Origin of the sequence: Micromonospora sp. M42 (assembly GCF_000568915.1) — a bacterium.
Classification (GTDB): Bacteria; Actinomycetota; Actinomycetes; order Mycobacteriales; family Micromonosporaceae; genus Micromonospora; species Micromonospora chalcea.
Genome location: NZ_KK037233.1, coordinates 6,146,474 through 6,162,921, shown reverse-complemented (window position 1 = coordinate 6,162,921; position 16,448 = coordinate 6,146,474). Strand labels below are relative to the sequence as shown.

The 16,448-nt window shown below is 71.0% G+C and carries 19 protein-coding genes and 2 pseudogenes; 3 read left to right on the top strand and 18 right to left on the bottom strand.

The features are described 5' to 3' along the window. From MCBG_RS28560 to MCBG_RS28545, 4 genes and pseudogenes are all read right to left on the bottom strand, one after another. On the bottom strand, window positions 1-400 hold a 400-nt coding region (locus MCBG_RS28560), incomplete at its 3' end, for a threonine aldolase family protein (RefSeq protein ID WP_369799369.1). Between the two features lie 59 nt (window positions 401-459). Continuing rightward, the gene (locus tag MCBG_RS28555) at window positions 460-1,866 is read right to left on the bottom strand and encodes a class II 3-deoxy-7-phosphoheptulonate synthase (protein ID WP_043329428.1); all 1,407 of its coding nucleotides are present in this window, start codon (window positions 1,864-1,866) and stop codon (window positions 460-462) included. A 57-nt stretch (window positions 1,867-1,923) separates the two neighbouring features. Further along, a pseudogene (locus MCBG_RS28550) lies at window positions 1,924-2,434 on the bottom strand (hypothetical protein). A gap of 173 nt (window positions 2,435-2,607) precedes the next feature. Further along, window positions 2,608-4,240, bottom strand: a pseudogene (locus tag MCBG_RS28545) (glycosyl hydrolase family 18 protein). 143 nt (window positions 4,241-4,383) lie between these two features. On the opposite strand from MCBG_RS28545, the gene MCBG_RS28540 reads away from it, so the two are divergent. Then, a complete protein-coding gene (locus MCBG_RS28540; protein WP_013287644.1) occupies window positions 4,384-4,872 on the top strand; it encodes a glutathione peroxidase in 489 nt (162 codons plus the stop codon). Window positions 4,873-4,944: 72 nt separating this feature from the next. Here MCBG_RS28540 and MCBG_RS28535 read toward each other — a convergent pair whose 3' ends face one another. From MCBG_RS28535 to MCBG_RS28505, 8 genes are all read right to left on the bottom strand, one after another. Continuing rightward, window positions 4,945-5,748, bottom strand: a complete 804-nt coding sequence (locus MCBG_RS28535) for an SGNH/GDSL hydrolase family protein (RefSeq protein ID WP_043329427.1) — start codon at window positions 5,746-5,748, stop codon at window positions 4,945-4,947. Window positions 5,749-5,854: 106 nt separating this feature from the next. Further along, window positions 5,855-6,049 carry a GNAT family N-acetyltransferase gene (locus MCBG_RS33255; RefSeq protein WP_043329426.1) on the bottom strand — a complete coding sequence of 65 codons (195 nt, stop codon included), beginning with the start codon at window positions 6,047-6,049 and terminating at the stop codon, window positions 5,855-5,857. Then, the gene (locus MCBG_RS33250) at window positions 6,046-6,207 is read right to left on the bottom strand and encodes a hypothetical protein (RefSeq protein WP_198033323.1); all 162 of its coding nucleotides are present in this window, start codon (window positions 6,205-6,207) and stop codon (window positions 6,046-6,048) included. Before MCBG_RS33250 ends, MCBG_RS33255 begins: the two co-directional genes overlap by 4 nt. Before the next feature lie 8 nt (window positions 6,208-6,215). Then, a complete protein-coding gene (locus MCBG_RS28525) occupies window positions 6,216-6,566 on the bottom strand; it encodes a DUF2203 domain-containing protein (protein WP_018785307.1) in 351 nt (116 codons plus the stop codon). A 35-nt stretch (window positions 6,567-6,601) separates the two neighbouring features. Beyond that, a complete protein-coding gene (locus MCBG_RS28520) occupies window positions 6,602-6,928 on the bottom strand; it encodes a DivIVA domain-containing protein (RefSeq protein WP_043329425.1) in 327 nt (108 codons plus the stop codon). Beyond that, the gene (locus MCBG_RS28515; protein ID WP_223201365.1) at window positions 6,928-8,001 is read right to left on the bottom strand and encodes an FAD-binding oxidoreductase; all 1,074 of its coding nucleotides are present in this window, start codon (window positions 7,999-8,001) and stop codon (window positions 6,928-6,930) included. The genes MCBG_RS28520 and MCBG_RS28515 overlap by 1 nt, the downstream gene beginning before the upstream one ends. Continuing rightward, on the bottom strand, window positions 7,998-8,360 hold the full coding sequence (locus MCBG_RS28510) for a globin family protein (RefSeq protein ID WP_223201364.1): 363 nt from the start codon (window positions 8,358-8,360) through the stop codon (window positions 7,998-8,000). The genes MCBG_RS28515 and MCBG_RS28510 overlap by 4 nt, the downstream gene beginning before the upstream one ends. Continuing rightward, window positions 8,351-8,596, bottom strand: a complete 246-nt coding sequence (locus tag MCBG_RS28505) for a hypothetical protein (RefSeq protein WP_308195316.1) — start codon at window positions 8,594-8,596, stop codon at window positions 8,351-8,353. Before MCBG_RS28505 ends, MCBG_RS28510 begins: the two co-directional genes overlap by 10 nt. 237 nt (window positions 8,597-8,833) lie before the next feature. Between MCBG_RS28505 and MCBG_RS31345 the strand changes: the two genes are divergently transcribed. Next, complete coding sequence (locus tag MCBG_RS31345; protein ID WP_051611420.1) at window positions 8,834-9,667, top strand: DUF5919 domain-containing protein; 834 nt, start codon at window positions 8,834-8,836, stop codon at window positions 9,665-9,667. After that, a complete protein-coding gene (locus MCBG_RS28495; RefSeq protein ID WP_043329424.1) occupies window positions 9,664-10,455 on the top strand; it encodes an inositol monophosphatase family protein in 792 nt (263 codons plus the stop codon). The genes MCBG_RS31345 and MCBG_RS28495 overlap by 4 nt, the downstream gene beginning before the upstream one ends. Before the next feature lie 432 nt (window positions 10,456-10,887). On the opposite strand, the gene MCBG_RS28490 is transcribed toward MCBG_RS28495, so the two are convergent. The 6 genes from MCBG_RS28490 to ureE are packed head-to-tail and all read right to left on the bottom strand — an operon-like array spanning window position 10,888 to window position 16,435. Then, entirely contained in the window at window positions 10,888-12,528 is a 1,641-nt protein-coding gene (locus MCBG_RS28490) for an ammonium transporter (RefSeq protein WP_043329423.1), read from the bottom strand. Further along, the gene (gene yut / locus MCBG_RS28485; protein ID WP_051611418.1) at window positions 12,506-13,576 is read right to left on the bottom strand and encodes an urea transporter; all 1,071 of its coding nucleotides are present in this window, start codon (window positions 13,574-13,576) and stop codon (window positions 12,506-12,508) included. Before yut ends, MCBG_RS28490 begins: the two co-directional genes overlap by 23 nt. Window positions 13,577-13,594: 18 nt before the next feature. Beyond that, on the bottom strand, window positions 13,595-14,518 hold the full coding sequence (locus MCBG_RS28480; RefSeq protein WP_043329422.1) for an urease accessory protein UreD: 924 nt from the start codon (window positions 14,516-14,518) through the stop codon (window positions 13,595-13,597). Further along, complete coding sequence (gene ureG, locus MCBG_RS28475) at window positions 14,515-15,144, bottom strand: urease accessory protein UreG (protein ID WP_013287653.1); 630 nt, start codon at window positions 15,142-15,144, stop codon at window positions 14,515-14,517. Before ureG ends, MCBG_RS28480 begins: the two co-directional genes overlap by 4 nt. 31 nt (window positions 15,145-15,175) lie before the next feature. After that, on the bottom strand, window positions 15,176-15,853 hold the full coding sequence (locus MCBG_RS28470) for an urease accessory protein UreF (RefSeq protein ID WP_223201363.1): 678 nt from the start codon (window positions 15,851-15,853) through the stop codon (window positions 15,176-15,178). Between the two features lie 18 nt (window positions 15,854-15,871). After that, complete coding sequence (gene ureE / locus MCBG_RS28465) at window positions 15,872-16,435, bottom strand: urease accessory protein UreE (protein ID WP_013475749.1); 564 nt, start codon at window positions 16,433-16,435, stop codon at window positions 15,872-15,874. Window positions 16,436-16,448: the final 13 nt, after the last annotated feature.

Genomic DNA, 16,448 nt, shown 5'->3' with positions numbered 1-16,448 from the left:
CCGCGATCGCGCGGGTCGGCACCGCGAAGCAGCCGTCCGGCCGGATCATCCCGGCGACCACGTCGGGGCCCAGGTCCGCGCCCACCGCGGGCCACGTCCGCGAGGAGATCCCACCGTACGCGGCGGCGGCCCCCACCTCGTACGTGACCACGTGCGCGTCGGCGTCGCAGAGCAACTCGTCGCCGGGCGGCACGTGCAACTGGAGCGCGATCTGGTTGGCCATCGATCCGCTCGGGGCGAACAGCGCCGCCTCGTGGCCGAACAGCGCGGCCACCTCCGCCTCCAGGGCGGTGTTTGTCGGGTCCTCGCCGTAGACGTCGTCGCCCACCTCGGCGGCGGCCATCGCCTCCCGCATCCCCGGCGTCGGCCGGGTCACGGTGTCTGTCCGCAGATCGATCAGTTCAGCCACTGTCATCCCTTCGGCTGCCGACTGCGGGGCTCGCAAGCTCACTCCTCGCGTCAGCCACGGAGCATCTCCGCCACCAGGAACGCCAACTCCAGCGACTGCTGGGTGTTGAGCCGGGGGTCGCAGGCGGTCTCGTACCGGTCGGGCAGGTCGAGGTCCTCGATGCCCTGGGCGCCGCCGAGGCACTCGGTGACGTCCTCGCCGGTCAGCTCGACGTGCAGGCCGCCCGGGTGGGTGTCGAGGCCGCGGTGCACCTCGAAGTAGCCGAGCACCTCGTCCACGATCCGGTCGAAGTGCCGGGTCTTGTAGCCGTTCGAGGACTCGTGCGTGTTGCCGTGCATCGGGTCGCACTGCCAGACGACCTTCGCGCCGGCGGCGGTGACCTTCGCCACGATCGGCGGCAGCGCGTCGCGTACCCGGTGGTTGCCCATCCGGCTGATCAGCGTGAGCCGGCCGGGGATGTTGTCCGGGTTGAGCTTCTCGCAGAGCTCGATCGCCTCGTCCGGCGTGGTGGTGGGGCCGAGCTTGACGCCGATCGGGTTGGCGATGCGGGAGATGAAGTCGATGTGCGCGCCGTCGATCTGCCGGGTCCGCTCGCCGATCCAGAGGAAGTGCCCGGACAGGCCGTACGCCTTGTGGTCGGAGATCCGGGTCAGCGCCCGGTCGTACTCCAGCGCCAGCGCCTCGTGCGAGCAGTAGAGCGTGACGGTGCGCAGCGCCTCGTCGTCGGTCATCCCGCAGGCCCGGATGAGGGCCAGTGCCCGGTCGATCTCACGGGCGATCGCGTCGTAGCGCTCCCCGGCCGGGGACTGCCGGACGAAGTCCTTGTTCCAGTCGTGCACGGCGTGCAGATCGGCCAGGCCGCCGGCCAGGTACGCCCGGAGCATGTTCATCGCGGCGGCCGAGTTGGCGTACGCCCGGATCATGCGCTGCGGGTCGGCGACCCGCGCCTCCGGCGTGGCCTCCAGCGAGTTGATCATGTCGCCGCGGTAGGCGGGCAGCCCCCGGGCGTCGGTCGGCAGGGACCGGGGCTTGGTGTACTGGCCGGCCACCCGGGCCACCTTGACCACCGGCAGCGACGCGCCGTACGTGAGCACGATGGCCATCTGGAGCAGTGTGCGGGCGTTGGCGAGCAGGTGGCTCTCGGTGTTGTCGGCGAACGTCTCGGCGCAGTCACCGCCCTGGAGCAGGAACGCCTTGCCCTCGCAGACCAGGGCCAGCCGCTGTCGTAGCTGGTCGACCTCGTAGGGCGCGACCACCGAGGGAACCGTGTCCAGCACCCGGCAGACCTCGGCGACCTGGGCCGGGTCGCCCCACGGCGGGGTCTGCGCGCGCGGCAGCTCCCGCCATCGGTCGAGGCCGAGGGCCGCGTCCTCGGCGGAGTCGGCGGTCGGGCGGCTGGTCTGCAGGCCAGGGCTGCCCACGGCGGGGTGACTCAGCTGATGCCACTCATGGCGCATGGAGGAAAGCGTACGGCGACCGTCGCGATCACTCGTCGCCGAGGGGCATGGTTCCGGTCACTGGGAGGAGACCGGCGAGGGCCGCGCCGCCGGCGGCGGCTCGGACGGGTCGGCCGTGCGGTCGCCGGGAACCTCGCCGGAGATGCACCAGTCCGCCCCGTTACGGGTCACCGTGAACAGCAGTGACCGGGTGGCCTTGCGCGATCCGGCGGCCACCGTGACGGAGGCGCTGACCTCCTGCCCGTTCGGGCCGGAGCGGACGTCGGTGATCGTCGCGTCGGGCACCGTGAAGTGGTCGGCGAAGTCGCCGTTCGGGCCGGTGGCGGCGGCGTCGAAGGCGGCGTGCATGGGCGCGCAGAGCTGGCTGCGGCCGGCGTCGGCGTCGCGGGCGGTGAGCGCGTCGAGGTACGCCTGCACGCTCCCGGCTCTTGGCCGCCGCCTCCTCGGCGGGCGCCCGGCCGCTGGGCGCGGTGGCGGCGCCGTCCCCGGAGCCGCAGGCGGCCAGCGCCGGCGTGAGCGCGAAGGCGAGGGCGAGCGCGGCGAACCGGCCGCGGTGGCTGCGATCCATCGGTCCTCCCGTCGCGTGGACTCGTCGAGCGGCGAGTGTGCCACACCCGGCCCGCGCGGCCGGGTGACTCCCCATCCTGACCCGGATCGGCGCGCGCGGCCAGGGCGGCACGCGGGCGGGGAGGGGCCGGTGCGGCCCCTCCCCGCCGGGTGGGTGGTGCGTCGGCCCTCGGCTCAGCCGAGACCGCCCTTGATGGCGCCGATCAGCTCACCGTTGCTGGTGTCACCGGAGAGCTCCCAGAAGAACGCGCCACCGAGGCCCTGGCTGTTGGCGTAGCTCATCTTCCCGCCGATGGTCGCCGGGGTGTCGTAGCTCCACCAGTTGCTGCCGCACTTGGCGTACGCGGTGCCGCCGACCGTGCCGGTGGCCGGGCAGCTGTTCTTGAGCACCTTGTAGTCCTCGATGCCGGCCTCGTAGGTGCCGGGGGCCGCGCCGGTGGCGCTGCCGCCGGGCGCGGCCTGGGTCACGCCGGTCCAGCCGCGTCCGTAGAAGCCGACGCCGAGCAGCAGCTTGCTGGACGGTACGCCCTTGGACTTCAGCTTCTGGATCGCCGCGTCGGACCAGAAGCCCTGCTGCGGGATGCCCGAGTACGAGTAGAGCGGCGAGTGCGGCGCGGTCGGCCCCTGGGCGTTGAAGGCGCCGAAGTAGTCGTACGTCATCGGCATCAACCAGTTGAGGTTCGTCGCGGCGCCCGCGTAGTCGGTCGCGTCGATCTTGCCGCCGTTGCTGCCGTCGGCGGTGATCGCCGCGGTGACCAGGAAGCTGGAGCCGAACTTGCTCCGCAGCGCCGAGACCACGTTCTTGAAGGCGTTCGGGCCGCTGCTGTCGCACTGGAGGCCGCAGGCGTTCGGGTACTCCCAGTCGACGTCGATGCCGTCGAAGACGTCCGCCCAGCGCGGGTCCTTGACCAGGGAGTAGCAGGAGTCGGCGAACGCGGCCGGGTTCTGCGCGGCCTGGGTGAAGCCGCCGGACCAGGTCCAGCCACCGAAGGACCAGAGGACCTTCAGGTTCGGGTACATCTTCTTCAGCTTGCGCAGCTGGTTGAAGCTGCCGCGCAGCGGCTGGTCCCAGGTGTCGGCCACGCCGTCGACGCTGTCCGCGGCGGTGTACGCCTTCTCGTAGTCGGCGTAGCTGTCCCCGATGCTGCACCGGCCGCCGGTGGTGTTGCCGAAGGCGTACAGGATGTGGGTGAGCTTCGCGGCCGAGCCGCTGGTGTGGATGTTCTTGACGTGGTAGTTGCGGGCGTAGACGCCCCACTCGGCGAAGTAGCCGACGACCTTCTTGCCGCCGGGCGGCGGCGTGGTGGGCGGCTGCGTGGTCGGCGGGGCGGTCGTCGGCGGCGCCGTGGTGGCGGCGCGGTGGTCGGCGGCGCCGTGGTCGGCGCGGTGGTCGTCGGCGTGCCGCCGCCGGTGCAGGGCCGCCGTTGATCGTGCAGCTCACCGGCGCCTTGTACGCGCCGGTGCCGTTGTAGCCCCAGCTGAAGCTGGCGCCCGGGGCGAGCGTCGAGGCCCAGCTCTTGTTGACCGCCACGTAGCGGTCACCGCTGCGGGTGATGTCGGCGTCCCAGGAGCTGCTGATCGAGGTGCCGGAGGGCAGCGTGAACTCGATGCGCCAGCCGTTGACGGTGGAGCTGGTGCCGTTGGTGACGGTCACCCGCCCTTCGTGGCCGGTCCCCCAGTCCTGCACCTTGGCGAAGGTGGCGGTGACGCTGCCGGCGGCCGACGCGGTGGTCATGGGCACCGCGGCGACCGCGAGCGCGACCACGGCGCCGGTGGCCCACAGGGCCCGGCGGAGCGATCTCTTCATACGGCGTCCCTCCAATAGTTAGGAAAGTTTCCAAATTGATTGCTGAGACGCTACTCACGCCGTCACCACTTCGTCAAGATGTAGATGCGTCGATTTCACGGGTGGCGCGGGACGGTCCGCGTGACGGCCCGTAGCCTCGTCACATGACCGTTTTCGACGTCCAGATCGACGCCCTCACCGGCGGACCGGCCGACCTCGGCCGCTACCGTGGCCGCGCCCTGCTCGTGGTCAACGTGGCCTCCCGCTGCGGCCTCACCCCGCAGTACGCGGGCCTTCAGGAACTCGCCGACACGTACGCCGGGCGCGGACTGACGGTGCTCGGCGTGCCGTGCAACCAGTTCGCCGGCCAGGAGCCGGGAAGCGCCGCCGAAATCGAGGAGTTCTGCCAGGTCAACTACGGCGTGACGTTCCCGCTGACGGAGAAGGTCGACGTCAACGGCCCGGACCGGCACCCGCTCTACGCCGAACTGGTGTCCACGCCGGACGCCGAGGGGCACACCGGCGACGTGCGCTGGAACTTCGAGAAGTTCCTCGTCGCCCCGGACGGGACAGTGGCCGCGCGGTTCGGCCCGCAGGTCACCCCCGAGGACCCCGAGCTGCGCGCGGCGATCGAGAAGGTCCTGCCGGCCTGACGGGCACACCGCCGCCGGACACGGCGAAGCGGCACGCCCCCGCGGGGAGGCGTGCCGCTGCCGCGGACCGGGTCAGCCGGCGGCGGACCGGAAGACCGGGTAGTAGCCGCCAGACTGCCCGGCCGCCGTCGGGTGGTACGACTTGCTCAGGCTCAGCACGTTGAGCGCGTGCAGCCACTTGGTCCCGCCGCTGCACAGCTGGTGGCCGACGAAGATGGAGCGGACGTCGGCGAATTTGAAGCCGGCCGAGACGGCGGCCGTGCGGGTGATGTCGTCGAGCAGGTTGATGCCCTCGTTGATCTTCGCCCGGGACGTGGCGCTGAGCCCGACACAGGTCGTGCCGAGCTGGTAGAAGACCGGGTAGCCGACCACCACGACGCGGGCCGAGGGCGAGCGGCTCTTGATGCCGTTGTAGACGTTGGCGAGGCGGCCCGGCATCGAGGTGCGGGCCACGTTCATGGCGGACTGCACGGCCGCCACGCACTGGGTCTCCCCCTGGAGCACACAGGTGCTCATGATGTTGGCGAAGCCCACGTCGTTGCCGCCCACGGTGACGCTGACCAGCGTGGTGGTCGAGGAGAGCGCGGAGAGCTGGCTGTTGATGACGTCGGCCGTGGTGGCGCCGGAGCAGGCCACCGATCGGTACGACGCCGGCTTGATGTTGGCGTTGTAGAGCGCCGGGTAGGCGTTCGTGCTGCGTAGGCAGTTACCGCTCTCGGACGTGTAGCTGTCGGCGCCGACGCCGGAGGCGTACGAGTCGCCGAGCGCGACGTAGCGGTCGGACGGGGCCGCCTGGGCGGGGGCGGCCAGAGACAGAGTGACCCCGACCGAGGCGGCCAGGGTCAGGGCGAGGGTGGCAAGACGGGATCTCCGCACGTCGCACTCCTGGAGGCGTGAAGTGGTGGTGAGAGATAGATATCAATAAGATCACAGCGCATGGAAGATCACCGATTTGCGGTTCAGCGCGCATAGCGACTTACGCCTACAAATCGTTGCCGGTCTCGCGGAGCGGGATGAAGGATTGTTCCGCCGGGAACGTCAGGCGCATCGCCGGGTCGGCGGTCTCCCGGAAACCCAGGGCACGGTAGAGCGGCCGACCGGCCGCCGAGGCCCGCAGGTCGACCCGGCGCACGCCCCGGTCCCGGAACCAGGCCAGCAGTGCGCTGCGGCCAGTCACGGGTCCGGCTCGGCCAGCCAGGCGCGCAGATTGTCCCGGGCCACGTCCTGCCAGCGGCCCGGCGGCGTCGGCGCGCCGCTCATTCCGGCGAGCATCAGCCCGCGCAGCCGCACCAGCTCGTCGGCGTCGGACGGCACCGCCTGGCGCGCGTCACCCACAGGCCGGCTCAGACCGGACGGCGGCCGGCGAATCCGCACTCGACCCGGTGGTACCACCTGATGTCGGTGTCCCCCTCCAGCCAGCACCACAGCACCGCCCGGCCGTCGCGCTCACCGGGGAAGTCGAGCAGCACCGGGGCGATCCCCTTGACCGCGATGTCGTGCTGGTGGAACTCGTCCACCACCACGTGCAGCCGCGCCTCCAGGGCCTTCACCTCGGCGAGCCCGCCGAGCGCGCTGACGCCGTGGTCGGCCAGATCGACACGCAGCTCGGCCAGGTCGGCCCGCAGCCGGATCAGCTCGTCGACGCGCGGCCGCAGCGTGGCCACCAGGTGTCGCGCCTGGGCGAGAGTGAACACCGGGCCAGTATGCGGCACGACCGGTGTCGTCCGGGTCACCGCTCACCCGCACGTCGACCGTCGGGGCCGGGACGGGACGGTGCGCCTGGAATGGCCGCGGGAGACCAGACGACACCGGCAGCCTCCCGCACCTCGGCCTGCCAGGCGCGCAGGGCCCGCTTGATGCGGTCGTTCTCGTCCCGGGCGTCATCGAGCAGCCGGCTCCGCTCCCCCAGTTCGTAGACGAGCCGGTGCAACAGCGCGTCGACGTCGTCGGTCCGGTAACCGCGCCGCCCCAGTGACGTGCGGGGCAGCTCGACGGCGCTGAGCCGGTCCGCGGTGAGCGGGCCGGCCAGCGCGTTGCGGCTGTGATAGACGCCCATCAGACGCCGAACCCGTCCGGCAGGTGGATCCGCTCGGCCGGCACCCCACCGGCGAGCAAGCGCAGCCGCGACCCGGCCACCATCAACGGTGGCCCGCACAGGTAGACCTCCTGGCCGGGTCGCCAGTGGTCGAGCGCGACGGTGAGCGCATCACCCTGCTCTCCCGCCTCCGCCACCGGATCGTGCGAGAACGCGGGCACGACGGTCAGCCAGTCGTTGCTGCTCTGAAGCTTGTCGAGGCTGATCGGGTCGTAGAGGTCGGCGAGGGTACGGGCGCCGACCACCATTGTGACCCGGCGACCGGCCGGCGCGGCGGCGACCTGCTCGACCAGGGCGCGCAGCGGCGCCAGCCCGGTCCCCCCGGCGACGAGCAGCAGGTCCGCCTTCGACGCCGGGTCGAGGGTCAGGCCGGTCGACCGGGGCGGGCCGAGCCAGATCCGGTCACCGGGGCGTACCCGGTGCACGAGCGTGCGGGAGACGGCGGCGACGGCACGGACGTGGAGTTCGATGGTGCCGTCGGCGCGCGGAGCGTTGGCCGGCGAGTACCAGCGCCACCGGCCGGGCCGGCGCTCGGCGCAGACGGGCAGCGCCTGGCCGGGCCGGAACGCCAGGCGGCGCCAGGCGCGCACGGTCACCACGGCGATGCCGTCGGCCGCCCGGTCGTGGTCGACGACCTGCGCCGGCCACCAGGGCGGGCCGTCGCCGACCTGCTCGACCGCACGGCTCACCGCCGCCGTGGCCCGCCGGGCTGCCCCAGCCCAGGCCGCCACCAGTTCCGGTGTCAACCTCGCCTGCCGGGACACCGTCGCGACGAGCGCGGCCTCGACGGTGAGCTGGTGCGGCAGCAGCCGGTAGCGGCGACAGGCCCGGCCGAGCACGGTCAACAACGCCGCCCGCCCGGCCGGGTCGTCGCCACCGCTGACCAGCCGTCCGAATGCGGCGAGGAACACCGCCGCCTCCCGCTCCGGCAGCGTCCCGGGGCAGCGCTCCTCGACCGCGCACCAGAAGTGGTCGGCCGCCTCGCGGGCGTACCGCATGGTGACGGACCACGACGCGGCGAGGGCGGCGGTCACCAGCCGGCCTCGTCCGAGAAGGCCCGCCGGGCCGCTGTCACCGAGCCTGCCGGCACGTCGAGCGCCCAGAGCACCCCGGCCAGGTAGTCGACCACGCGGTGGTGCTGCGCCTCGGTCAGGCCCAGGCCGCGCCATGCCTCGGCCGTCGGCCGGGCGATGTCGCCCGCCGGTCCGCCGAGCGCCACCGTGAGGGTGAGCGCCAGGTGTCCGGCGAGCCGGGCCCGATCAACCCCGACGAGGTACGGCGCCAGCTCGGCGTCCGCCGCCACCAGCCGCAGCCACCGGGCCACCGCCTCACGCACCGCCGCCGACCCGGGCCAGCTCTCCATCGGGTACGCCCCGAGCCCGGTCACGCCCACGGCCAGGCGCCCGGGTCGCCGGCGGCGACCAACTCGTCCACGCGCTCCTCGGTGAGCCCGGCCGCCTGCAATGTGCTGCGGCCCCAGCGGGCCAGCCGGCACGGATGCGGCACCCGCTCACTGCGACACAGTGGACCCGCCGGCCACCGCTCCGGCACATGCACCGCCACCGCGCGTACGGCCAACGCCACGTCCTCGTCGCTGACCGGGGTGAACACCGGGAAGTCGTCCAGCACCGCCGCTATGAAGAGCCCTTCCGTCGAGAGTCGGAGCGGCACCGGGGCGGGCGGGGACGGCGGACGCGCTCGGGTGACGCCCCGCCGGAGCCCAGCACCCGCCCCGGGCCATGCGTCCACCCTCGCCAGCTTGCGGCTCATCGGGTACGACTACGCTCTGCACTTGCGCTGTACCAGCTCTGAAGTCGAGCCGCTAAGCTGCTGGCAGCCGGTCTCGACGCACTCGGAGGCGAGCCGATGACGACCGTGCAGAAGTGGACCGGCCGGGAGACCCGGATGCTGCGGCACGCGCTGCGAATGAGCATCCGCGACTTCGCCGAACACCTCGGCGTCAGCGAGCGCACCGTCTCGAAGTGGGAGGCCGGCCGGGAAGCGGTGCAACCTCGACCGGAGATCCAGGCCGCTCTCGACACCGCGCTCGCGCGGGCGGGGAACGAGGTTCATCGGCGATTCCGGTCAGGCTTGGGATTGGCAGATGCCGCCGAGCTGCGGCAAGGTGCTGCCGATATCCAGGCGGAAGGGAACGGTGGCACCTCAATAGCGGACGTCACGGCGGTTTTCCGCAATCGGGCGGAGCTCTCTGCGCACCTGCCTGCGGATCGCATCCTGGACGGCGCCCGAAAGGTTCGAGCGATGGGACTCTCCCTGAACCTGCTGTGCCAGCACTACCCCGATCACCGCTGGCGTCAGCTCATCGAAGGCGGCGCACAGGTCCGATGCCTGTTCCTGGATCCTGACGGCTCGGCGATCCAAGCCAGGGAACGTGAGGAGAGCTTCCCGGCCGGCCAGCTCGCGGCACTGACGAAGCTCAACATCGAGACGATGTTGCGGGTGCGTGACCGCCTGTCGGGCGACCTGTACGGCAACGTGCAGCTCGCCCTCTACGACGAGACGCTTCGGTTCAACGTGCTCCTCATCGACGACCTCTGCCTTGCCCAGGCATACCTGCCCGCGAGCCGAGGGGTCGACTCTCCGACCTTCGTGATGCGACGCCGAGAACCCACGACGGGGTTGTATCCGGTGTATGAGCAGATTTTCGACTCTCAGTGGGAGCGGAGCCGGCAACTGTGACCTCGTACCGTGAGCTGCTGCCGGTCGCCCTCGATGCTGTTGGTCGGGCAGCCACCTTCATGCGCCGCCAGGCACCGGTCACCTCTACCAGTAAAGGCGACCGCGATCTCGTCTCGGATGTCGACTACGCGATTGAGCGAGACCTTCGATCGTTCCTGCGCGATGCGACACCCGGCATCGCCTTCCTCGGGGAGGAGGAGGGAGTCAGCGGCACCGGGGATTTGCAGTGGACGCTTGATCCGGTCGACGGAACGATCAATTTCGTGCGCGGTATCCCCTTGTGCGGCATCTCCCTCGGCTTACTCCACGGAACACGTCCAGCCCTCGGCGTCGTGGACCTACCCTTCCTCGGTGCTCGATACTGGGCCGCCGAAGGTTGTGGGGCATTCGCGAACGGCGATCCGGTCAAGGTGAGCGACACCACCAGCCTGGACGAAGCCGTCGTAGGGATCGGCGATTTCGCCGTCGGAGCGGATGCCGCGAACAAGAATCGGATCCGGCTGGCACTTATGGCGCGGCTTGCCGCGACGGTGCAGCGCGTGCGAATGAGTGGATCAGCCGCAGTGGATCTCGTCTGGTTGGCGGAGGGGAAGATCGACGCCGCCATCACCCTCTCCAACCACACCTGGGACATGACAGCCGGGGTGGCCATCGCCCGTGAGGCGGGAGCCGTCGTCGTCGACATCAGTGGGGCCGAGTACAGCGCCGAGTCGACGACTACCCTCGCGATCACCCCTGGGCTGGTCGGTCAGATGTTGCCGCACCTGCGGGAGAACGAGACGGCGTGAGCCGATGACGACTGTGGCAGAGGTCGCCCTGGGCGCTCGCTCTGACGTCGTCGTGAGGGGACCACATGGACATCGATGAGGCGAAATGCGAGGTGCGTGAGACCATTTGGTCACGGTTGGAACAGGCTGCTCAGGCGCTACCCCCTGGCGCGTACGGGCGCATCCCCGACTTCGTTGGAGCCAAGCGGGCCGCAGAACGGCTTACGGCGCATGACGCTTGGCGCAGCGCCCGCGTCATCAAGTCCAACCCGGACAAGGCTCAACTTCCGGTGAGGCTGGGAAAGCCTCAGCTCCCAGAAGATCGACTCCATTCCGGTCCTCAGGGCATCAGCCGCTGTTGATTGAGTGGCACCAGAACGATCCCACACAGGTCACGAGGGCCTGTCGTGACTTTCTCCGGTGAGCTGTCCGCCGGCATCGGTCGACGGACCGTCAGGACTGGACGCGTTCCGCCTCCTGCACGAACGTGTCGCTCCGCCTGGCCCCCATCCGGTCCAGTTCATCCAGCACCGCCGCCACCCCGTCCGCACCCACCAGCACCGTGACCCGCAGCCGGGCGGCGAGGGGCTGGTCCTGCCAGTAACCACGCGGCAGCAGGCTCGCCTGCGGTGTCGTCGTCGCCACGGCGGCGTCGCTGACGATCACCGAGATCGCGCCGGCGGCAAGCAGGGCGTCGCGCAGGTCGGCGCTGTTCGCCGCCGGGTCCGGTTCCAGCAGCGCGGTGACCACCCGTACCCGCTGGCCTGTTGGCACTGCTGGTTCGCCGGCCGGCGCCGCCGCGGCACGGCGGCGGGGCGCGCCCGGCGCGGTCAGGCTGGTGACCCCGCCCAGGTGGTAGGCGTCGGCGCCCTGTTGCGCCTGGTCCAGGCGTTCCTGGTCGGCGAGCGGCACGCGCAGGCCGATGAGTGCCTGCACCCCGGCGGCGATCAGCCAGGTCAGGACGAAGGAGAACGCGACGACGCTCACCACACCGACGAGCTGGCGCCACAGCAGGCCGCCCCCGCCGCCGAGGAACAGCCCGTCCGCGCCGAGCGGGTTGACGCCGCGGTTGCCGAACAGGCCGAGCAGGAGCGTGCCGAGCATGCCGCCGACGAAGTGCACGGCGAGCACGTCGAGCGCGTCGTCGAGGCGCAGCAGGTACTTCAGTTTCAGCGCGAAGTGGCAGACCAGGCCGGCCAGCGCGCCGATCGCGACGGCCGAGGCCGCGTTGACGTACCCGGCGGTCGGGGTGACAGTGGCCAGGCCCGCGACCGCGCCGGAGACCGCGCCCACGACGGTGCTGTGTCCGTCGGTGACGCGTTCCAGCGCCAGCCAGACGAGCATGGCCGCGGCGGCGGCCAGGTGCGTGTTGAGGACGGCCTGGGCGGCCAGGCCGTTGGCCTGCAGGCCGTCGCCGCCGTTGAAGCCGAACCAGCCGAACCAGAGGATGCCGGCGCCGACGATGGTCAGCGGGATCGAGTTGGGTGGCGCGGCGGTGTGCGGCCAGTTCCGGCGGCGGCCGACGACGAGCAGGACGGCGAGGACGGCGGCGCCGGCGCTGGCGTGCACGACGAGCCCGCCGGCCCAGTCCTGGGTGCCGAACTTCGCCAGCCATCCGCCGGGATGCCAGAGCCAGTGCGCGATCGGCGCGTAGACCACCACCGACCAGACCGCGAGGAACAGCACCCAGCCGCCGAAACGCAGCCGGCCCGCGGTGGCGCCGGTGACGAGCGCCGGCGTGATCACCGCGAACATCATCTGGAACAGTACGAACGCCAGCGTCGGGATGGTGATCCGGCCGTCGACCACGTGCAGGTTGGGCGCGGGCGGCACCTTGAGGTCGGCGAGCCCGAACAGTTCCAGGTTGCCGAACAGTCCGCTGCCGGCGTCGTCGCCGAAGGCGATGGTGTAGCCGACGAGCACCCAGGTCAGGCTGACCACGCCCAGCGCGATCATGTTCTGTTGCAGCATCGCCAGGACGTTGCGGGTGCGGACCATGCCGCCGTAGAACGCGGCGAGCCCCGGTGTCATGAACAGGACCAGGCCGGCGCAGACGAGCACCCAGGCGGTGTCACCCGCGTTCGGAGCGGACACGGTTTCCCTCCTTCTCTCGCAGGTGGACGGAGTCGCGGACGGTGTGCATCACGGTGTCCCTGACCCGTTCGTGGTTGGGCACCGGCGCGAAGTGCCGGTCCGGCAGCAGCAACAGCCAGGTGGCGATGTTGAACGGCCCGGTGAGCACCGGGATGCCGAGCGGGGTGAGCATGGTGGTCAGCGCCATCTGCACGAACAGCGTCAGCGCGATACCGAACAGCGTGTAGACGGTGACCAGTGCGCCGGGGCGGTGCGCCACAGCGCCCACCACGATCGCGGTCAGCACCGCGTTGAAGGCGAACAGCCCTTTGTCCAGGGACGCGCCGTCGGCGCCGAACCAGAGCGCCAGCAGTGTCGCGCCGACGGCGCCGATCACCGCGAACAGCGCCGACCACCGGGAGTTGATCAGCAGGGCGACGAGGATGAGCAGGCCGGTGACCCAGCTCTCGATCAGGTAGACCTGGGACACGCCCTTGAAGAAGACCGGGATGAGGCCCCAGTCGAACGTGCCGCCGGTCAGGGATCCCTCACCGGGGAACTTCGGCGTCAGCTTGGTGAGCACCGTGAACCTGTCGAACTGGTACGCCGCCATCAGCAGGAACCAGGTCGTGAGCACGAACGGGAACGTGTAGGCGGTCAGGTTCCAGCGTTTGAACACGGCGTTGAGGGCGAGCGTGACCACCACCGTGCCGATCGCGCCGAGCACGAGGTAGAGCCACATCAGCGGGCGCTGGTCGAGGAACGTGGGCACCGCGAGGCCGGTCAGCAGCGGGCTGAAGCCGAACAGGCCCTTGCGCCAGCTGGACATGTCGACCCGCAGCGCCAGCGCGGTCGCGGTGCCCACGACCAGGCCGAGCACGCCGCCGCCGAACACCCGGGGCGTTCCGTTCTCGAACGCGCCCCAGGCCAGCGCGATCAGGATGAGCAGGCCGCTGAGCGGATTGTTCTGGAGCACCACCTGCGCGGCGCCGCGCAGGCTCGCGTCGACGAATCCGACCGCCGGGTTCCGGTCGGCCAGCCGGTGCCAGCCACGTCCGATGTCGGCCATGCCGCTGTTCTCCTCGCCTCAACGCCAGCTGAAGACCGGCGGGAAGGTGCAGCCGGTCACCTCTTCGCGGGCGGCAGTGCAGAACGCGCGTACCGCGGCGCGGACCGGTTCGGTCTCCTGCCCGAGCACCTTGAACACCAGGCCGGCGTCGTTGGGCAGCCGGCTGACGGCGGTGGCCAGCGGCGTCCGCTCGTCCCACACCGGCGTCGCGGTCCGCTCGAAGACCCGGGCCGCCCGGTCCGGGTCGGTGAGCAGCACGACGTTGCCGAAGACGTGGAAGCGGTCCATCATGCCGATCCGCGTCACCGGGAACCGGCCGGGAGTGATGACGAACTTCTCCACGAACAACGGGCGTCCGTCGGGCCGGTGCGCCCGCAGCGTGGTGGAGAACAGGTCGTACGCGAAGATCTCGCCGTCGCGGTAGTACTTGCGGCCGGGCTGGAGCACCTCGGCGTACAGCATTGTCGCGGTCTCCGGCAGCCGGACCACGGTGTCGGAGACGAACCGGCTGCGCCGGAACGGGATCACCGGCTCGGGCAGGAACTCCAGGTAGGCATCCTCGGCCAGGGTGAAGCTCTGGGTCTGGGTGCCGTAGTTGGCGTCCATCTCCTGGATCTTGGTGGCGGCCTGGGTGACCAGGTGCGCCTGCGCGCCCGGCCCCAGGTCGACGTCGATGCTCAGCCGGTCGCCCTGGAGCACGCCGCCCGAGGTGGTGAGGATCATGACGCAGGGCAGGCCCGGCATCTCCTCGTCCCAGTACAGCGCGCGCTGCACCAGCAGCGGCGACTGCCGGAAGACGTCGCGCAGGATGGTCCGGTCCTGGTCCTCGCGCCACTCGAACCCCAGCCGGAGGATGCCCACCTTGCCGTTCGCGGCGGCCGGCAGCTGCGCCGGCTGGTCCTGGTACGGCGCGAGTTCCCGGACGGAGTCCAGGGTGGTCATGCCAGCACTTCGGCGTCGAATAGCGCGTTGCGGCGGACCAGGTCCACCAGGTCGTCGATGCCCTCGCCGGTCTTGCAGTTGGTGAACACGAACGGCTTGCCGCCGCGCATCAGCTCGGCGTCGCGGGCCATCACGTCCAGGTCGGCGTCGACGTACGGGGCCAGGTCGGTCTTGTTGATCACGAGGATGTCGGACTTGGAGATGCCCGGACCGTTCTTGCGCGGGATCTTGTCGCCGGCCGCCACGTCGATCACGTAGATGAAGTAGTCGACGAGCGCGGGGCTGAACGTGAGCGTGAGGTTGTCCCCGCCGCTCTCGATGAGCACGACGTCGCTGTCCGGGAACCGCGCCTCCATGTCCTCCACCGCCGCGAGGTTCATGCTGGGGTCCTCGCGGACGGCGGTGTGCGGGCAGGCGCCGGTCTCCACGCCGACGATGCGCTCCTCCACCAGTACGCCGGTCAGGGCGCGGCGGACGTGCTTGGCGTCCTCGGTGGTGACCACGTCGTTGGTGATGACCAGGATGCGCAGGCCCTGCTCGACCAGGCGGGGCACGACGGCCTCGATGATGGCCGTCTTGCCGCTGCCCACCGGGCCGCCGACACCGATCCGACTCGCTGATTTCATCTTCGAAAAAGCCCTTCAGGTGGGTGAGCGCTCAGCTCATGAACATGCGTACGTGTGCGTGCTGGTGCGCGCCGGCCAGCACGTCGAGGTGCGGCGCGAAGCTCTGCATGTCGTCCAGCCCGGCGGTGCGCACCTCCTCGTAGTCCTCGCCGACCCGCTCGTTCACCGCGAAGAGGATCGACTGGGTGTCGAGGTGGTCCACCCGCATCAGCCGGACCGCCGCGCCGAGCACCATGGAGGCCGCGCCGTACTGGTGGGCGGCGAACGCGTCCGCCTCGCCCACGCCGAGTTCGGCGAAGAGCACGCCGAGCGCGACCGGGTAGGTGACCGGGACGCCGCCGCCGCTCTCCGCGACGCGCTTGCGCAGCAGGGACTCCCCCACCACCCGTTCGGCGGCCTCGGCCAGCTTGCGCCCCATGCGGACGGTCATCGTCCGCGTCTCCTCGTTGATCTTGCGCAGGTGTACGGCCTCGTCGGCCGCCCGGATCCGGTCCAGGTCACCGGCACGCGCGGCGCGGTGCGCCACGAGCAGCGCCACCCCGTCACCGGTGGCGGCGGCACGGGTGACCGTCCGCACGAACTCCTGCAACGTGGTCCGGTCGTGCACCGCGCCCTGCTCGACCGCCGTCTCCAGCCCGTTGGAGAAGGAGAACGCGCCGACCGGGAAGACCGAGTCGCCGAACTGGAGCAGCTTCAGGGCCTCGGTCACCGTGGACACCCCGGCCCCTCAGTTCAGGTCGGCGGGCAGGTGCGTGTGCGGGGTCGAGTCGGCCCCGCCGAACAGCCGCCGCGACTCGTGTGGGGCCAGGTACGCGATGATCTCGGTGCCGGGGATGAACTCGTGGGTGAGGCCGGTGAACGCGTGTGTCCGCATCACCGAGTCCATGACCTTGCGGTCCACAGTCAGCGGGACGTACATCTTGGTGCCCTTCACCACCGCCGGCCAGTGCTGGTTGCCGATCGCGTGGCCGAGTTCGACGGCGGAACGGATCACCATGTCCAGCGACTCGCCGTGCAGCGTGTCGAGGTGCACGACCATCACCTCGCCGAGCGCGATCCGGGCCACCACAGCGGTCGCTGTGGCATCGTCCCAGGCGAGCACGTCGCCGTCGCGCAGCCGTACGCCGCGGGCCAGGGACAGCGCCAGCTCGGTGCCGAGGCTCGTGGTCCGGCGCAGCCGGCTCTTCTGGGCGTCCCACTGGTCGAGGACCAGGTCGTCGACCTTGGCCTCCCGGAGCCGCTCGGTCCAGGCCGGCTCGTTCACGTTGCCGAGTACCGTTTCGACGAGCATGTGTTCTCCTTTC